The following is a 14399-nucleotide window of genomic DNA, read 5'->3' as shown; positions in this document are numbered from 1 at the left end:
TAATAATATAGAGAGGAACTACCTGTATGAGAGAACAGCAAAGATCTGATAAAATTTTTGTAGTTATCATTACCCTTATATCCATTTTTCTTTACCTGATTCCTACAGGTTTCCCCATTCAGGATGATGATTATGTACGCAGTAAAGCAAAGATTTTGGCTGTAGACAATCAGAACGTTCATCAAAGAGGTGTGGTAAAAACGGGTGTACAAGGTGTTTCTATCGAAATCATGGATGGAATATATAAAGGTGAAAGAGTAGAAACGACGAATACATTGTTAGGAAAGTTGGAAATGGATAAGTTATTTCAAGAAGATGATGTTGCTTTAGTAGTGATAAAAGGAGAACAAGGAAAAATTCAAGCAGCAAATTTGATTGATCATTACCGGCTAGACGTAGAAGGGATACTCTTTGCTTTATTTGCCTTGGTTTTGTTCTGGTATGCTAGATGGACGGGGGTAAAGGCTTTACTTTCTTTTATATTTACAATTTTAATTCTTTGGAAAGTTTTATGGCCTTTATTCCTAAAAGGCTGGGATCCTATAATTGTTTCCCAATTGGTAGTATGCCTTATTGTCGGTTGTGTAACTTTTTTGATAGCTGGATTAAATCGGGTAGGTGTCGTAGCATTTTTAGGAACGATTAGCGGTACGATTGCTGCATGTATAATTGGTATTATTTTTGGTGACTTATTTAAAGTGCATGGTGCGGTTGTGCCTTTTGCAGAAACATTGCTTCATGTGGGTTTTAGTCATATTGATTTAACTAAAATATTCTTGGCAGGGATCTTTTTAGCATCCTCTGGAGCCATGATGGATGTGGCGATGGATATTGCAGTATCCGTTGCAGAGCTTGTGGAGCAAAAGCCAAGTATAACTAGAAAAGAAGTTATCACTTCAGGTATGAATGTTGGTCGAGCCGTTGTAGGGACTATGACAACAACATTGCTTTTGGCATATTCAGGTGCATTTACAGCTTTAATGATGGTATTTATGGCCCAAGGAACGGCAGTAGTGAATATACTAAACTTGACTTATATTGCAGCAGAGATATTACACACTCTTGTAGGAAGCTTTGGTGTGGTGTTAGTAGCTCCCTTCACAGCCATACTGGCAGGATGGTTATTAGTACCACATTCTGCAACTTTGGTGGATCGTGGTAATAAAGTGCAGGAAAAAGAAAATATCCAGTGATAAGCAAAGACTGAATTATGGAGAATCTTTTTTACTAGAAAGTATAAGTCTTTATAAAGAGAACGTTAAACGCAAAGGACATAAAGAACACAACAGGTGTGTTCTGTGTCCTTTGCGTCTTTGTGGTTCCTTTTTATTCGCTTTATCGGTTTTAAAGGATGCGTAGCGTTTTTCTAAGATAATAGGTAGTATACGGATTTTGTGTAACAGCCTGAGATATAGTAAACTATATAATAATAAGAAAGTGTTTTGACAAAGATTTGTAGCAATAAGGAGAAGCAATGAAAATCGCGCAGTTATTATTGACATGGTATGAAAATTCTAAACGGGATTTACCATGGCGCAGGGATAAAGATCCCTATAAGATATGGGTTTCAGAGATTATGCTGCAGCAAACTCGGGTAGAGGCTGTTAAACCCTACTTTGATAGATGGATGGAGAGATTCCCCGATTTAGAAAGTTTAGCAGAGGCCGAGGAAGAGGAAGTGGTTCGTCACTGGCAAGGGCTGGGGTATTATTCCCGGGCCAGAAACCTACTGCAAGGGGTACGAGAGGTGAGCCAGTCCTATGGGGGACAAGTACCGCAAACGAAAGAAGAGGTAATAGGTCTTGCCGGTATTGGTGACTATACAGCCGGGGCCATTTTAAGTATTGCCTATAATAAAAAAGAGCCAGCAATTGATGGGAATGTTCTGCGGGTTTTTAGCCGATTATTTTGTATAGAGGAAGACATTTCTTCTTCCGCTGCTAAAAAAGCCATAAAACAGCTGGTTACGGATGAGATGTCCGAAGAGCATCCAGGTGACTTTAATCAGGCTTTAATGGATTTAGGATCATCCATTTGCATTCCGAAAACACCCCGGTGTGCCGTATGTCCACTAGCAGACTGCTGCTGTGCAAAAAGAAAAGGCAAGGAAGGACAGCTTCCTGTAAAAAAGAAAAAAGCACCGCCTAAAGCAGTGCGTCTTATGGCAGGAGTGATTCGCCAAGGCGAATTTTTTCTGTTGCATCAAAGGCCTAATAAAGGTTTATTGGCGGGAATGTGGGAATTTCCAACAGTAGAAATTGGGGAAGATGGGGAAGCTATGGATATCTTCCGTCAGGGCATCCAAGAAAAAACAGGTCAGGTAATTGAATTAGAAAGATTGCTGCTCCAATGCACACATATTTTTAGTCATCGCCAATGGGATATTTCCTTTTATTATTGTATCGCTGCACCAGATAAGATCGTACCGAATGATAGGGAACTAAAGTGGGTAAATCGTACTGATTGGGAGAAACTATCTTTTGCCGGACCTCATCGTAAAATGGAGAAGTACTTAGTAGAAAAAAATAATCAAGAGAGTTGGCAATCCTTTGAATAAAAACTGGAGGGAGAGTTTGCTATGAAAAGAATTTGGCTGGCAGGAGGTTGCTTCTGGGGTGTAGAAGCCTACTTTCAACAACTTAAGGGAGTAGTAGACACCAAAGTTGGATACGGACAAGGGCAGATAGAAAATCCTACGTATCAGCAAGTATGTTCGGGAACAACAGGACATACAGAAGTTTGTGAGGTTACGTATCATGAAGAGATGCTGCCTTTAAGGAAATTGCTAGGGCATTTCTTTAGAATTATTGATCCAGTAACTCTCAATCGTCAAGGACCGGATCAGGGGACCCAGTATCGCAGTGGCGTGTATTATTCCGACGAGATGGAAAAAAAATGCATCCTGGAATTTATTAAGGAGCAGCAGTCATCTTATTCAGAACCCATAGTAGTAGAAGTAGAGCCTGTAAAGAATTTTTACTTGGCAGAAGCATATCATCAGGATTATTTACAGAAAACACCCAATGGATATTGTCATGTCAATTTAATGCTGGCAAAACCAGAAGAAAAAAAGACTTTTCAGCATTATCAGCTGATGAGGTAGCAAACGAAGTTGGAATTTCTCGCGTTACAGCTCGTCGGTATTTGGATTACCTAGTGATGGAAGGAAAACTGCAAATGTTGTTGGAATACTTGCCCGTGGGCAGACCTATTCATCGCTTTAAAATGAAGTGATGAATAGGTTTTTCTTTAGGAGAACGTTGAACCACAGAGGACACAGAGAGCACAGAGAAGGTACGCTGAGGAGATGCTATATTTTTCTTTTCTCTGTGTTCTCAGCGCCTCTGTGGTTCGATTATGTTTTATTTGTTTTAAGGGACGTTCAGTGTTCTCCGTTTTGCGCCTTTTAAAGCGATCGTCTTTTTGCTATAGTAAGGATAGACTGGAAATTTCACTAATGTTCATATATATGTTATATTTAATCATCGCACCTTTAATTTCTGTTATTTCAAAATTATGGTTTGCGCAGGGGGGGAAATGGGACATATTGTTAATAGTGAAAAGGAATATCGTTTACTTCAGCAACGCTTAGATCGTAATATAACAGGGGCACCTTATTCCCGGTTTTTATTGAAATTTTAAAATTATTATTTTCGGTCGATAGTTATGCTCGTCCTTTGCCTGTTTGTGGCTATAGATAGTTGTTTTCGAAAGAGACTACAAGAACGTTCCAGGAGGTGGATTGAAGTGAACATTACGAATAAAGAAATCGAAGAGGCAGTTTCCCAAAATATTATTACCCAGGAGCAAGGGGAGCGTTTGTGGCATTTATGGAGTGGAAAGGAAGAGCGTAAAAACGGTTTTCAGATTTCACATTTAGCCTATTATGCAGGAGCGCTGATTGTTATTTCCGCTATGGGATGGTTTATGGATACTGCTTGGGAAGTTCTTGGCGGTATGGGAATGTTTAGTATTGCTGTATTATATGCATGTTGCTTTGTTTTCGTTGGAAGGCGCTTATGGGAGAAAGAAGGCCTAAAGGTTGCAGGAGGACTACTGATCGTAATGGCAGTTTGTATGACTCCTTTAGCTATTTTTGGCTTAGAGCGGACTCTAGGGTGGTGGCCGCAATCCTATCCGGGTCATTATCTGGATCATTATGAGTGGATGCGCGGCGGCTGGATTTGGATCGAATTAGGGACAATTGTCAGTGCATCTCTGGCTCTGCGATTTTTTAAATTCCCTTTTTTAACAGCTCCCTTATTTCTTTCCTTATATTTATTGTCCATTGATGTAACGCCTTTTTTCTTTGGGACAGGCAGTGAGTGGACGAATGTACGCTGGATGTCATTATTATTTGGTTTAGTGATGATAGTTCTCGCATTTCTTACGGATTATTACTGCCGCAAACATAGCTATAAAGAAGATTATGCTTTTTGGGGATACTTGTTTGGAGCCAGTGTTTTCTGGCTGGGGCTTACGCTACTTGACAGCAATCAGGAGTGGTCCAAAATACTATATTGTCTCATTAATGTCGTTTTATTAATTGTAGGAGTTCTCTTGCAGCGCAAAATATTCTTGGTGTGCGGTGCGATTGGGGTAAATGGTTATATTGGCCATTTGGCTTATCGGGTATTTAATCATTCAATACTCTTTCCCTTTGTTTTGAGTTTTGCTGGTATTGGAATTATTTATATTGGTATTCTCTATAATCGAAATCAGTTAAAAATAGAACAGTATATTAAAGATAAAGTGCCAGAAGCAATTAGAAAGTTTCTGCCGAAATGAAAAAACTGCCGATTGATGAGATTCTGTCTACATTAAGACAGACGATATGTGATTCTGTGAATACTGTTTTAGTAGCGCCGCCAGGGGCTGGTAAAACCACACGTCTTCCCTTGGCCCTCCTAGGGGAAAGTTGGCTTACAGGGAAAAAAATTCTCATGCTGGAGCCGCGGCGTCTAGCCGCCAGGGCTGCAGCTCGCCATATGGCAGTTCTTTTGGGAGAAAAAGTAGGAGAGACGGTAGGCTATCGGATTCGCCTCGATAGCTGCATCAGTTCTAAAACTCGTATTGAAGTGATTACCGAAGGGATTTTAACGAGGCTGCTGCAGAATGATCCTGGACTAGAAGATGTTGGGATGGTAATCTTTGATGAATTCCATGAGCGTAGTATTCATGCTGATTTAGGACTGGCTCTTTGTTTGCAGTCCCAGTCTGTACTGCGTGAGGATTTAAAAATCCTAATTATGTCTGCGACTTTAGATACGGCACCTAGTGCGTCTTTACTAGGAGATGCACCTGTTATCATCAGTAAAGGTGTATCTTTTCCTGTTACGACTCATTATATACAGCGTCCAATTACAGAGCGTATTGAGTTAGCTGTTGTCCGGAAAATTCAGGAGGCTGCTATAGTAGAGCAGGGAGATATATTAGTGTTTTTACCTGGGGCTGGCGAAATACATCGAGTTGAGTCCCAGCTTTTAAAAATCGGCATGCAAAAGGATGCAGTAATTACTAAACTTTACGGCGGCTTATCTCAAGAAGAGCAGGATATGGCGATTTTACCCCAGGCATTAGGAAAACGAAAAATCGTATTAGCAACTTCCATTGCCCAGACGAGTATTACCTTGGAAGGAATGCGCATTGTGATTGATAGCGGTCTTATGCGGATACCTCGTTTTTCACCTCGTACTGGTATGATGCATTTAGAGACGGTTAAGGTGTCACGGGACGTTTCTGATCAACGTCGTGGTCGAGCAGGACGCACTGAGGAAGGAATTTGTTATCGCTTATGGACCTACGAGGAAGAATTGGCTCATAGGGACAAAAGCATTCCGGAAATTATGGAGGCTGATTTGACCTCCTTGGTATTAGAATTAGCTGCTTGGGGGATACAAGATCCAGGTGAATTACAGTGGCTTGATCTGCCGCCTGAGCCTGCCTTCCTTCAAGCGAGACAATTGCTTTTTCAGCTGGGAGCTTTATCCTGTGACGGATGTATTACTCCTCATGGTCAGCAGTTGATAAAAATCGGTCTTCATCCTCGTATTGCTCATATGATCTTTCAGGGTATAAGGTTAGGATATGGAAAACTAGCTTGTGAAATGGCAGCTGTACTGAGTCATCGAGAGCTTTTTCAAGGCTTGTCTGATGCTGATTTGCGATTACGCATTGAAATGGTACGTAAAGGTAGCTATCATTCCATCCAAACCGAGATTCGTTATTGGAAACAGGTCTTTGCGGTTACTAATGGGGGCATTGATAGCCTGGAAGCCTGTGGTTTGCTGCTGGCCTTTGCTTATCCGGAGCGGGTTGGTCAAGGGCGGGGAGATGGACGTTTTCTGCTGCGTAATGGTCATGGCGCAGCGTTTAAAGAACCTCAATTGCTGGCGAAGGAACCCTATCTGGTAGCCGCTGAGTTAGGGGGAGATCAGCAAGGCGAAAAACGTATTTTTTTAGCAGCACCAGTTCACCTAAACATGATAAAAGAGCATTTTAAAGAACAGATTAGCGTGCAGGATCGCATTGCCTGGGACCATGAAGCAAAAGCTGTACGGGCACGAAGAGTCGAAAAATTAGATGCTCTGCTTTTAGAAAGTATGCCTTTGGTAAATTGCAATTCAGAAGAACTTCTCTTTGCTCTCCTTCAAGGAATTAAAGGGGAAGGATTGCATCTTCTGCCCTGGACAAAAAGTGCATGTCAATTTCGTAAGCGGCTTATGTTTATGCATGAAATTGATCCTAATTGGCCAAATGTGTCTGATGATTCCCTGATGACGACATTAGGAGAGTGGTTAGGTCCCTATTTATATGGCATGAGTAACTGTGATCACCTGCAGCGATTAAACTTGACAGCTATTATTGGAGGAATGCTTAGTTGGGAACAAGGGCAAAAATTAAATGAATGGGCACCAACTCATATTCTTGTTCCTAGTGGGCAGCGTATACCCATTGACTATAGTGATGCTACTGTACCTGTACTGGCAGTGCGGCTGCAGGAAATGTTCGGTTTAAAAGAAACGCCGAAAATTGGACAGGGAAAAGTAGCAATAACTCTTCATCTCTTATCTCCAGCTCATCGCTTGGTACAGGTAACCAAAGACATTGCTAGCTTTTGGGAGAATACCTATTTTCAAGTGAAAAAAGATCTTATGGGGCGTTATCCGAAGCATTATTGGCCGGATGATCCGCTTAAGGCCATGCCAACCCATCGCGTTCGTCCTCGTTCCTAAAAGAAGCTATGATTCAGTTGAAGTTAAAACTGGTTTTGAATCATAGACTTCTTTATGTCATTATGAACGCAAAGAACAAAATTCTTCCTCCCTTTAGTTCAGTATCGGGGGCGTTTGGTGGAAAGTTCTTGGATATTGGTAGACAGGCATTAAAATGTAAGAGTTTTTATAGAAAAAAATGTGATTTTGGTAATAAAGTGAAAATAGACTGCCACAAAATTGGGCAGTCTATTTTTATAGCATTTTTTTAAGGTTATAATATTCTTGATTGTTATCCTGGCTTGTTTCAAAGGATGTTAAAAGCTTTTTTAAAATGCCATAAGAAATGATATCATTCACATTTTCAACAAAAGGAATATTAGCTGGGCTGCGGCTGGCGATAGCACCACGCAGTAAGACAGGGGTAAAATCAAGATCAAGGGCGCCTCGATAAGTAGAAAAGACACAATATTCCGCGCAATATCCTGTAATAATGAGAGTATCAACATGCAGTTCACGCAATAATGCCTCTAAGGAGGTTTTATTGAAAGCGTTGCCATAGGTCTTATGGATGTGAGGATCTGTAGGTAGAATCCCAAGAGATTCTGGCAGATCAAACCCTTCTGTACCTGGCATCAGACCATTTTCTTTTACCATGTGCTGAATACAAATAATTGGGAGCCTTTTTTCTCTAAATAATTCAATTCCCATGTTTATTTGGGCAATTGCCTGATTGAGAGATTGGGTGGTTTCAGGGTTTTTGAAAAATGCTTTTTGCACATCAATTACTAAAAGAGCCGGCTTCATATAAAACACCTCTTTGTCATAGTATTTATAGTATAGATACGACAAGATTCAATGCACTCCTGCGCAAAAAAAGAAGATTATTTTTAAAATTGAGAACTATTCTTATATGTATGGTCTTCCTAAATATGATATAATTTATAAGTAAGGATTAAATAATATTTATTATTAAGTAATAGATTGAAATCTAGCTTTTAGGAGGTTGAAATGGAAGAAGTTATGAATGCGGTTACTCACGGTATTGGTACTTTATTAGCGGTTGCAGGATTAGTATTGTTAACGGTATTGGCTTATTTACATGGAGATATTTGGCATATTGTTAGTTTCAGTATTTACGGTACGACATTGGTGTTGTTGTATTTGGCTTCGACCCTTTATCATAGCTTTACGAATGAAAGAATAAAGAGAATTTTTAAGATCCTGGATCATTCTGCTATTTATTTACTTATTGCAGGGACATACACACCATTTACTTTGGTACCACTTCATGGTGTACTGGGATGGACTGTTTTTGGTGTTGTATGGGGGCTTGCTATGATTGGAATTGTTTTGAAAATCTTTTTTGCTGGACGGTTTAACATTATCTCTACCTTGTGCTACCTTGGCATGGGTTGGTTTATTGTCTTTGCGATCAAACCTCTGATTGCAACAGTCCCTGCCTTAGGAATGACTTGGCTGCTGGTGGGTGGTTTATTTTACACATTAGGAAGTATTTTTTATCTGTGGAAAAAGATACCTTATAATCATGCCATCTGGCACTTGTTTGTTCTAGCAGGGAGCATATCTCATTTTATTGCTGTATTCTTTTATATTCTGCCAGTTCCATTGCGCTCTTAGCTCACAAAAAAAGTTGATATACAGTAAAAAGATTAGAAGGTGTTGCTCATAATTGGACGAAATTATATACAAGATTATGCAAAGTGCTGATCCTAGAAAAGAATACAGGAGGCATATGTTGAAAACATTCAATTTCCACAAAGCATTTTTATGTAGAAGTAGCCGCGATACACAGCACTTTACTGGGAGGAAGTACTATTGTTGTTCATTAGATAAAGATAGTCTTGAAATAACGTATGTTATCCATGTGGATACAAAGATCGTTGTGGATGCTACTCATGCTTTTTTAAAATTACTAAAGTATGATGTTGAAGATTTAGGTAATTTTTCTATATATGATATCATTGGCGCTGAAGTGGAAGAGGTAAACGCTAATATTCATAAAATCGTAAATCATGGGCTGCTAGAAATCGGTTTACGTCAATATTGGTGTAAAGATGGACAGATGCTTTATGTTGGCAGTTCCTTTAAAGTTGCCCAACGTGATAGTGAAAAATATTTAATGATTACGTTAAGGGACATAACGGAATTGCAGCAAATGCGCATTCGTTTGCAGCTGGCTTTACAAGTATTTGAACATGCCAGCGATGGTATTTTGGTGACTGATATAAAAGGAATTATTCAATATGTGAATCCCGCTTTTGCAATGCATACGGGATATTCCATGGATGAGATCGTAGGAAAGACGCCTGGGATATTAAAATCAGGCAGGCATCAAGAAGAATTCTATCAGGATATCTGGAATTCGTTACATACAGATGGACAGTGGAGAGGCGAGATTATAAATAAACGAAAAAATGGTGAACATTATTCTGAATGGGTAGTAATTGATGCTGTTAAGAATGAATTAGGTAAGGTAACTATGTATTGCGGAATCTTTAGAGATTTATCAGAACGTATGAAATATGAGGAAAAGATTCGCTTTCATGCCTATCACGATGGTTTGACTGGTTTGCCCAATCGTATATTATTTTATGAGAAAATCAATCAATGTCTTGCCTTGGCGAAACGCTATCATCATATGATGGCTGTGATGTATGTTGATCTTGATGGTTTTAAACATGTAAATGATAACTTAGGGCATGACAAGGGAGATTTGCTGCTCAAAGCAGTTGCTGATCGTTTAAAAGAATGTGTAAGGGAAAGCGACATTGTTGCCCGGATGGGCGGTGATGAGTTTACCTTAATTCTGCCGGAAGTTGCGAAGAGTGCGGATGTTGAAATCGTTGCTGCAAAAATAAAAAAGCAATTAAATCAGGCCTTTGAGTTATTAGGATGTACGGTGACCATTTCCAGCAGCATTGGAATCAGTTTTTATCCTACGGATGGAGAGGATGTAGACAGCTTAGTCAAGAAGGCCGATAATGCCATGTATCAAGCCAAAGCATCTGGCAAAAATGCCTACCGTTTCTCTGATCAAGCGTAATCGCTTTCCTATGATGCTGTAAAGTATAAGTTTTATAGTGGAAAAATATAAGATTGTATGAACCACAAAGGACGCAATGCCCCTGATGCGGCACACAAAGGAGGTACACAAAAATATAAAAATAAAACCCTTTGTGTCCTTTGTGTCTTTGTGGTTCAATTCGTTTTATATGTTTTAAAAGACGCCTCATCTTTCTTCTTATCATAAAATTGGATCTTACAGTTTTTGCTGGAGATCCATTTTTAATGCATTATATAAATAAAAAGCAAATAGGAAAGTCTTTCTTTTGGTATTATAATAGAGAAGACGAGATTTTGATCAGCAAAATGGAGATGCACCAGATGAAAGAGATGTTAAGGAATTTTTGTAATTCAATTCATATTGAATGCATGGGCATAGCAGGCATTGGACCTTATTGGGAATTAGAAAGAATTTTAAAAGAACGTATTGATAAAGGGCAGTATACGGAATTTGAGGAAAAAGATCTTAAAAAGAGAATTGATCCTAAGGTAACAATGGAAAATGTACAGTCGATTATTGTATGCATATTTCCTTATTATGTTGGAGAGCAGCCAGAAGCAAATATCGCTAGATATACCTATGGGCTGGATTACCATACAGTTATAAGAGATAAATTAGAGACAATAGGAAGTTTCTTAACGAAACAGTTGCCTGAATTTGAATATAAGGCTTATGTTGATAATGGACCTTTAGTTGATCGTTATTTGGCATATTTAGCCGGACTCGGATTTTATGGGATAAACAGCCATATTATTACTGAAAAATATGGCTCCTATGTAGCAATCGGTTATATTCTTACCAATTATCCTTTTACAGTTGATAAACCATTACAGCGTACTTGTCTGCAATGCGGCCGATGCAGTAAAGCATGCCCGGGAGAGATTATTCTTGGTAACTTTGCCATTGATCCAAGAAGATGCAAATCGTATCTGACGCAAAAAAAAGGGCAATTGACAGAAGACGAAATCAAGATTATAAAAAAGACGAATCTAGTTTTTGGCTGTGATAGCTGTCAGGATGTGTGTCCTCATAATTCTCAAATTGTCTTATCTAACATAAGAGAATTCCAGGAGAATATTGTGCAGCAACTAAGCTATGAAGAATTGATGAGTATATCAAATAAAGAGTTTAGCAGAAGATATGGGGATCGGGCTTTTAGCTGGCGAGGCAGAAAATTGCTTGTAAGAAATTTTGAATATATAATGCATTAAAAACTTATGGATTAATAGTTTGTCACAGATGAATAAAAGGATATCCATAGGTGATGACTGTTGTGTAATCGTTTTTATAAGATATAGAAAGTATAAGTTCTTAGGTGCGAAAAAGATGAGATTATATGAAGTTTTTTAATTTATCAAAAAAATATATAATACGGAAGGGAAGGCGTATGAAATGGAATCAAATAAAGAGAAGTTAGTACAACGATTTATCGAGTATGCTGGTTTTAATACCCAATCTGATGGGGAGCAAAGCCAGTGCCCCAGTACAAGGGGGCAGATGGACTTAGCTCAATATGTGGCAGAAGAGTTAAGGAAGTTGGGGTTAGTTGATGTACAAGTGGATCAAAATGGCTATGTCACAGCTACCTTAATAGCCAATGGCTGTCAAGAAGCTCCAGTAGTTGGCTTCATTGCTCATGTAGATACGAGTCCCGATATGGCTGGCGGTCCAGTTAAACCTCGTTTGGTACAAAATTATGATGGCGGGGATATTGTACTTCATTCCGAGAAGTCGATCCTGCTTTCCCCAAAAGATTTTCCTGAACTTGCGAACTATATTGGGCAAGAGTTATTGGTTACGGACGGATTGACACTATTAGGAGCTGATGATAAGGCTGGCATGTGTGCTATTGTCAGCGCTGTAGAGTATTTATTGAGTCATCCGGAAATTCCTCATGGCAAGGTGCGGATTGGCTTTACACCTGATGAAGAGATTGGGCGGGGAGCTGATTTATTTGATGTAGCAGCTTTTGGTGCAGAATTTGCTTATACCGTTGATGGTGGGGAGCTTGGAGCGATTGAATATGAGAATTTTAACGCTGCCAATGCAACCGTCTTCATTCAAGGAAGAAGTGTTCACCCTGGGACGGCTAAAGGGAAAATGGTCAATGCACTATCCATAGCCGCTGAATATCAGCAAATGCTTCCAGCAGGTCAAAGTCCAGAATATACAGATGGTTATGAAGGTTTTTTTCATGCCCATAAACTTAGCGGCGCTGTAGAGACGGCTTCCTTACATATATTAATACGAGACCATGACCGTCAAAAATTTGAAAACCGTAAAACGTTGCTGGAATCAATGATAGCATTTTTGAATGTGAAATATGGTGCAGGGACTGCGACAATCGAGATTAAGGACTCTTATTATAATATGAGAGAGAAAGTTGAGCCTGTTAAATATATTATTGATTTAGCATGTGAGGCTATGGAAACAGTCGGCGTAAAGCCAAGTATAAAGCCAATTCGAGGTGGTACGGACGGGGCCCGCTTATCCTTTATGGGATTACCTTGCCCAAATTTATTTACTGGCGGACACAATTTTCATGGTAAATATGAATTTTTGCCAGTAACATCTTTAATTAAATCGGCTGAGACTGTTGTTGAGATTATTCGTAAAGTAGGAAAACTAAAATAGAAAACAAAATTAAATAGAGATAATATCGAAAAACATTTTGAACCGCGAAGGTCGCGAAGAAAACAAAAGACACGAAGAGATAATATGTTATTTCATATCCTTCATAGTCTTTCGATTCTTCGTATCTTCGCGGTTCAAAATGTTTTATTTTTTTATGAAGAAGTGTTAGTATTTTTCTTGAGATTTACAATAAGAACATCTACTATACATAATGCATATAGTATGGTAAGTAATTGGTTTCAGGAATCGTTGCGCAAAAGGGGGTGACAAGGTGAAATATATGAGAAATAATTTTGAGAGAAGTAGTAAGGACGTAGAACAACTCATAAAAGACGCAGAGGAAAAAATAAAAGAAGTGGGGACAATTATAGATGATCAAGTACAAGCAACAGCAGGTAAATGGAATGTTTCTAAATGGATCATATGGACTGGAGGTACAATAGCAGTTTTGGCGTTGATCAAGGTTTTCATATAACTAAGTTGCTGGAAAGCGTTTATCTTTAAACGGCATACGTCTCGTAGTTGGGAAAATATAAAAGATTATGAACCACAAAGGCACAATGCCGCTGTGCGGCATTGTGCCTTTGTGTCCTTTGTGTCCTTTGCGTCTTTGTGGTTCGATTTTTTTTATGCTTTAAAGGACGCGTCAGCGTTTTCTTATACTATAGTAATACCTTCCGATTTTAGGATATTGGTGGCAACTACTATATCTTGGGTGGTAGCATCAGGGACATCATCTAAGGTGTATTTCATATTCAGTGTTTTCCATTTGTGCCGTCCTAAAGAGTGATAGGGCAGCAATTCTACTGGAACTAAAGCCGGCAGAGTATGAACAAGACCAGCAAGTGCCTGTAAATCTTCTAATGAATTGGTGAGCCCCGGGATGATTACATAGCGTAACGTTATGGGAATTGACTGGGCTACATAGTTTAAATTTTCAAGAATCTGCTGATTATCAAACCCTGCTAACCAACGGTGCTTTTGAGGATCTACAGCTTTTATGCTAAATAATGCTGCATTAGTATAGGGCAAAACAGCAGTGAGGTGCTTTTGATCATAATATCCGGCAGTATCAATGGTAGTATGGATATTATGGCTTTGACAGGAGGAGAATAGTTCGGCAAGAAATTGAGACTGAAGCAATGGTTCACCACCGCTTGCTGTAATTCCTCCGTTAGAGGCATCGTAAAAGTGGCGATAATGTAATAGGTCTTTTAAAATCTGTTCCGTGGTAATGGTTTGGCAATTTTGCTGCCAAGTATCAGGATTGTGGCAGAAGCGACAACGCAATTGACAGCCTGATAAAAATAATACATAACGAATGCCTTGTCCATCGACAGTCCCAAAGTGTTCTATAGAATGGTAATATCCTTGCATAGTGAACATCTCCTAGTGTTAAAGAATAATTGAACCACAAAGACACAATGCCGCTACTGCGGCACACAAAGGGGACTACAAAAGAC

General features: G+C 39.3%; 12 protein-coding genes. 10 read left to right on the top strand and 2 right to left on the bottom strand.

Going from position 1 to position 14399, the window contains the following annotated elements; all coding sequences use genetic code 11:
* The first annotated feature begins 26 nt into the window (after window positions 1-26).
* From JBW_RS20790 to hrpB, 5 genes are all read left to right on the top strand, one after another.
* A complete protein-coding gene (locus JBW_RS20790; protein ID WP_007960317.1) occupies window positions 27-1193 on the top strand; it encodes a YibE/F family protein in 1167 nt (388 codons plus the stop codon).
* A 281-nt stretch (window positions 1194-1474) separates the two neighbouring features.
* Entirely contained in the window at window positions 1475-2557 is a 1083-nt protein-coding gene (gene mutY, locus JBW_RS20785; RefSeq protein WP_007960321.1) for an A/G-specific adenine glycosylase, read from the top strand.
* A 21-nt stretch (window positions 2558-2578) separates the two neighbouring features.
* Window positions 2579-3103, top strand: a complete 525-nt coding sequence (msrA, locus tag JBW_RS20780) for a peptide-methionine (S)-S-oxide reductase MsrA (protein WP_007960330.1) — start codon at window positions 2579-2581, stop codon at window positions 3101-3103.
* A gap of 644 nt (window positions 3104-3747) precedes the next feature.
* Window positions 3748-4788, top strand: a complete 1041-nt coding sequence (locus JBW_RS20775) for a DUF2157 domain-containing protein (protein ID WP_007960331.1) — start codon at window positions 3748-3750, stop codon at window positions 4786-4788.
* Window positions 4785-7235 (top strand): ATP-dependent helicase HrpB, encoded by a 2451-nt coding sequence (gene hrpB, locus JBW_RS20770; protein ID WP_007960333.1) that lies wholly within the window; start codon window positions 4785-4787, stop codon window positions 7233-7235. Before JBW_RS20775 ends, hrpB begins: the two co-directional genes overlap by 4 nt.
* Before the next feature lie 234 nt (window positions 7236-7469).
* Here hrpB and JBW_RS20760 read toward each other — a convergent pair whose 3' ends face one another.
* The gene (locus tag JBW_RS20760) at window positions 7470-8021 is read right to left on the bottom strand and encodes a cysteine hydrolase family protein (RefSeq protein WP_007960335.1); all 552 of its coding nucleotides are present in this window, start codon (window positions 8019-8021) and stop codon (window positions 7470-7472) included.
* A 204-nt stretch (window positions 8022-8225) separates the two neighbouring features.
* On the opposite strand from JBW_RS20760, the gene trhA reads away from it, so the two are divergent.
* The 5 genes from trhA (at window position 8226) to JBW_RS20735 (ending at window position 13411) form a co-directional block, all read left to right on the top strand.
* Complete coding sequence (gene trhA / locus JBW_RS20755; protein ID WP_007960336.1) at window positions 8226-8855, top strand: PAQR family membrane homeostasis protein TrhA; 630 nt, start codon at window positions 8226-8228, stop codon at window positions 8853-8855.
* Window positions 8856-8970: 115 nt separating this feature from the next.
* A complete protein-coding gene (locus JBW_RS20750; protein ID WP_235334081.1) occupies window positions 8971-10281 on the top strand; it encodes a sensor domain-containing diguanylate cyclase in 1311 nt (436 codons plus the stop codon).
* 341 nt (window positions 10282-10622) lie between these two features.
* Window positions 10623-11513, top strand: a complete 891-nt coding sequence (queG, locus tag JBW_RS20745; protein ID WP_007960338.1) for a tRNA epoxyqueuosine(34) reductase QueG — start codon at window positions 10623-10625, stop codon at window positions 11511-11513.
* 181 nt (window positions 11514-11694) lie between these two features.
* Window positions 11695-12936: a peptidase T gene (gene pepT / locus JBW_RS20740; RefSeq protein WP_007960339.1), complete on the top strand. Its 1242-nt coding sequence runs from the start codon at window positions 11695-11697 to the stop codon at window positions 12934-12936.
* A gap of 280 nt (window positions 12937-13216) precedes the next feature.
* On the top strand, window positions 13217-13411 hold the full coding sequence (locus JBW_RS20735; RefSeq protein WP_229533545.1) for a hypothetical protein: 195 nt from the start codon (window positions 13217-13219) through the stop codon (window positions 13409-13411).
* A 182-nt stretch (window positions 13412-13593) separates the two neighbouring features.
* Here the strand turns inward: JBW_RS20735 and pflA are convergent, their stop codons facing one another.
* Window positions 13594-14313: a pyruvate formate-lyase-activating protein gene (pflA, locus tag JBW_RS20730; RefSeq protein ID WP_007960341.1), complete on the bottom strand. Its 720-nt coding sequence runs from the start codon at window positions 14311-14313 to the stop codon at window positions 13594-13596.
* Window positions 14314-14399 lie beyond the last annotated feature (86 nt).

Origin of the sequence: Pelosinus fermentans JBW45 (assembly GCF_000271665.2) — a bacterium.
GTDB classification, from domain to species: domain Bacteria; phylum Bacillota; class Negativicutes; order DSM-13327; family DSM-13327; genus Pelosinus; species Pelosinus baikalensis.
The sequence above is the reverse complement of the archived record's forward strand: the minus strand, read 5'-3'. Positions and strand labels throughout refer to the sequence as shown.

What these genes read in the sequence shown, in the direction of transcription:
- queG (WP_007960338.1), top strand. Translation starts at nt 10,623, where the DNA reads ATGAAAGAGATGTTAAGGAATTTTTGTAATTCAATTCATATTGAATGC.
- mutY (WP_007960321.1), top strand. Translation starts at nt 1,475, where the DNA reads ATGAAAATCGCGCAGTTATTATTGACATGGTATGAAAATTCTAAACGG.
- msrA (WP_007960330.1), top strand. Translation starts at nt 2,579, where the DNA reads ATGAAAAGAATTTGGCTGGCAGGAGGTTGCTTCTGGGGTGTAGAAGCC.
- JBW_RS20750 (WP_235334081.1), top strand. Translation starts at nt 8,971, where the DNA reads ATGTTGAAAACATTCAATTTCCACAAAGCATTTTTATGTAGAAGTAGC.
- trhA (WP_007960336.1), top strand. Translation starts at nt 8,226, where the DNA reads ATGGAAGAAGTTATGAATGCGGTTACTCACGGTATTGGTACTTTATTA.
- JBW_RS20735 (WP_229533545.1), top strand. Translation starts at nt 13,217, where the DNA reads ATGAGAAATAATTTTGAGAGAAGTAGTAAGGACGTAGAACAACTCATA.
- hrpB (WP_007960333.1), top strand. Translation starts at nt 4,785, where the DNA reads ATGAAAAAACTGCCGATTGATGAGATTCTGTCTACATTAAGACAGACG.
- pflA (WP_007960341.1), bottom strand. Translation starts at nt 14,313, where the DNA reads ATGCAAGGATATTACCATTCTATAGAACACTTTGGGACTGTCGATGGA.
- JBW_RS20790 (WP_007960317.1), top strand. Translation starts at nt 27, where the DNA reads ATGAGAGAACAGCAAAGATCTGATAAAATTTTTGTAGTTATCATTACC.
- pepT (WP_007960339.1), top strand. Translation starts at nt 11,695, where the DNA reads ATGGAATCAAATAAAGAGAAGTTAGTACAACGATTTATCGAGTATGCT.
- JBW_RS20760 (WP_007960335.1), bottom strand. Translation starts at nt 8,021, where the DNA reads ATGAAGCCGGCTCTTTTAGTAATTGATGTGCAAAAAGCATTTTTCAAA.